Annotated in this window: 2 protein-coding genes; one reads left to right on the top strand and one right to left on the bottom strand. The window is 60.0% G+C overall.

Translation table 11 applies throughout. From position 1 onward, the window contains the following. Positions 1-519: 519 nt before the first annotated feature. Positions 520-1,776 carry a helix-turn-helix domain-containing protein gene (locus E5Z01_RS19080; RefSeq protein ID WP_135230820.1) on the bottom strand — a complete coding sequence of 419 codons (1,257 nt, stop codon included), beginning with the start codon at positions 1,774-1,776 and terminating at the stop codon, positions 520-522. A 265-nt stretch (positions 1,777-2,041) separates the two neighbouring features. Here E5Z01_RS19080 and E5Z01_RS19085 point away from each other — a divergent pair, with 265 nt between their 5' ends. Then, positions 2,042-2,707 carry a hypothetical protein gene (locus tag E5Z01_RS19085; RefSeq protein ID WP_135230821.1) on the top strand — a complete coding sequence of 222 codons (666 nt, stop codon included), beginning with the start codon at positions 2,042-2,044 and terminating at the stop codon, positions 2,705-2,707. Positions 2,708-2,825 lie beyond the last annotated feature (118 nt).

Raw genomic sequence — 2,825 nt, forward strand, 5'->3', positions numbered from 1 at the left:
ACTATGCGTGGGCTTTGCGGTGGTCAAGTCAGGGAAGCCCTACGACCCGCTGTATGTGCGGCTTTCCAGCGAGACTTGACGGGCCGGGCAAAAAACAATATCTACAATTTTGCGCGAATCGTGTAGTCACCCCCACTGGACAGCCGCAGCTCCATTCGCTCCGTTTTGCTGGTGGTCATAATCGGGCTTAACCTAGCGAAAGCCAATTTTTTTCGCCATCTACGATGAGAGATTGAATTTTTGATCTCCCATACGCAAAATCCTAAGTCGTACGTTGAATTCAGACATTCGAGCACCTGTGCAGAAACCGATTGCCATTCTGGCAATCAAGGCAAGAGGATTTTGCAATCGTTCCAGGCTGTGTTTCTGGCTACCCCGTTGGCGGCGGCATAAACCTTCGATTTCGCACGCTGAAAAGTTATGCCCTCATCATTAACTCATTCCAGTTGGCGCAATTCGGCCTCTTCGCTACGTTAAGCCCAGCTTCGGCAGTCAGGTGTCGGTGGTTCGGCGGGGTGCTCAGGCGGCCCGCAGTCGAGCGGCCAGCAGTGCAGCGGGGTTGCGAAGGGTCGTCCACTCGCGGCGGTCGATGTCCAGGCGTTCCAGTTGCGCGGCCAGCACCCGGAGTCCGGCGCGACCTTCCGTCTCGGCTCTCCAGGCGTTCCAGATCAGGCGGCAGTACCAGGCCCGCGAGTGCCCGTCATTCAGGGCACGCGCCAGCGTGGCCGCCATGATGCCCACCAGGGGCGCACGCCTGGTGGGGTGCGCCTCCGCGACCAGCGGCAGGGTGTAAACCACGTCCTGCACGGTCTTCAGGGTTTCGCCCAGTTCGGCGGGCGGAATTATGCGGGGGTCAGTTCTTAACGGGTTTTTCTTGAAGTGGCCCGGAGTAACGGCCCATTCCTTGAGTTGTAAATAGATACTCTTTGAACTTATAGAAAGATCTGTTGACCCCGGCATATTTTTTTCCTCGTCTGGGACGCTGTTCGCCTGCGCGGCCTGTTGTCGGGCCTGCCGCACCGCTGCGTGCGCGGTGCGGCCTGCGGCCCGGTCGGCGTTCAGGTCACGGTACTGGCGGTTCAAATCCTGGTAACTCAGGTGGGCCTGGTGGCCCGCTTCTAGTCGGATGGCGTACAGCGTGCCGTCCACAACTGTGCGAGAGCCGCCGTTCTCCGTGAGGGTGGTGTAGTGGGGGCGGGCGTGCAGGTAACCTACTTCCTCCAGGCGCTGCGTCCAGCGGCGGGCGGTGGACTCGTCTACGCCCAGCGCGGCGGCCAGCATCTCGGCACTCAGGTGCAGCACCACCTGCCGGGGGAGGCGGCCATCCCGGCGGCGCAGAGAGGGTCGCCGCTCCAGGACATGACTGGCCAGGGCATGCAACAGTGTGGCCAGTGCGCCCGCTCCAGCGCTGCCAGCTCCTTTGCCTCTCCGGGGGCGCAGGGCGTCCAGGTTAAGCAGCTCAGCAAGAGGGGGTGGAGCCTGGGGGATGGGGTGCGCCTGGCCTTCCGACTCCTGGTGAAGACGCACCTGGGCGCGGGGCGGTCGGGCCTGCTGCTCCTCATAGACCTTCAGGGCGTCCGTCAGCCACTCGGGCACCGCTTCGGGGGATGGGGGGGATTGATCCTCAGTAGACAGTTGAGGAGCTTTCCTGGGCTTCTGGTGCGCTTTGCTGCGAGTCGGGGAATGCCATTCAGCCACGTCCGGCACGCTGACCGGAACGGCACCGGCCACCGTACCGGGCGCGGCCTCCGGCGTGAACAGGGGGATCATCTTCATGAAACGGGCGGTATGAACCTGCTCCCGTTGTGCTCTGGAATGCGTGGTAACCGTCATTGGCTATCCGCTAGTGTTTGATTGCCTCATAAATGACACAACCTCCCTGTTGCACGGGAGGTCGATTTTGGTTAAGCTCTAGGTGTCTAAGCTGGAGCTAACCAATCCCGTGCAGGGCCACCCGAAAGGGTGGTTCTTTATTTGTGAAGCAGCTTAGCATTTTAGCGGCCTTTCGTCATCTGAGGTCAGGCAACGCATACTGACGACAATGACTGTGCCTGAAGCTGAACCCAACCTTCCTGCTGCTGAACCGGACACTGAGCCGACCCAGAGTGCCCTGCCGGTCGCTAGCAAAAAGAAGAAGACGAATTGGAAAACCCAGCGGGATATTCCCTTCCATGCCACCATGACCCTGCTCACACCCGTTCGCATCCTTCCCGAACAGCCCGGTCAGGCTCAGATCATGCTGGCTGATGAGCCTCAAGCCGTGGAAGTCGTCGGTTATGCCTGTGACCAGCTTCAGGACGTGTCTGCGGATCAGATGATGGTCGCCCGCCTCTGGTTTCGTACCTCTGAAGGCTATGTGGAGCAACTTCAACTCACGCACCTGCGGCCTGTGAAGGAGGGGGAGGGCAGTACCGAGCGGCCCACTTTCAGCGTGGGCGGGCGCATTCAGTCGATCAACACCGAGGAGGGTTACCTGGTCATTAGCGTCGAGCCGAACAAGGACGGATTGCTACAAAATCCGTTTGTGGTGGAGGTCTGGGCGACGCTGGAACAGCTTGAGAAGGGATACATCAAGGTGGGCCGTACCATTCTGGCCAGTGGACAGTACCGGCCAGGAAGTGCCCGCCTGGTCGCCAAACGTATCATCGGCATACGCATTGGTGAACGGCCACCAAGGGGTCACTACACGATTCGCGCGAAATTGTAGATATTGTTTTTTGCCCGGCCCGTCAAGTCTCGCTGGAAAGCCGCACATACAGCGGGTCGTAGGGCTTCCCTGACTTGACCACCGCAAAGCCCACGCATAGTAATTTGCGTGCCAGCGC

Source organism: Deinococcus fonticola, assembly GCF_004634215.1.
In the GTDB taxonomy this organism is placed as follows: domain Bacteria; phylum Deinococcota; class Deinococci; order Deinococcales; family Deinococcaceae; genus Deinococcus; species Deinococcus fonticola.

Coding starts and splice junctions, on each gene's coding strand:
- E5Z01_RS19085 (WP_135230821.1), top strand. CDS start 2,042: ATGACTGTGCCTGAAGCTGAACCCAACCTTCCTGCTGCTGAACCGGAC.
- E5Z01_RS19080 (WP_135230820.1), bottom strand. CDS start 1,776: ATGAAGATGATCCCCCTGTTCACGCCGGAGGCCGCGCCCGGTACGGTG.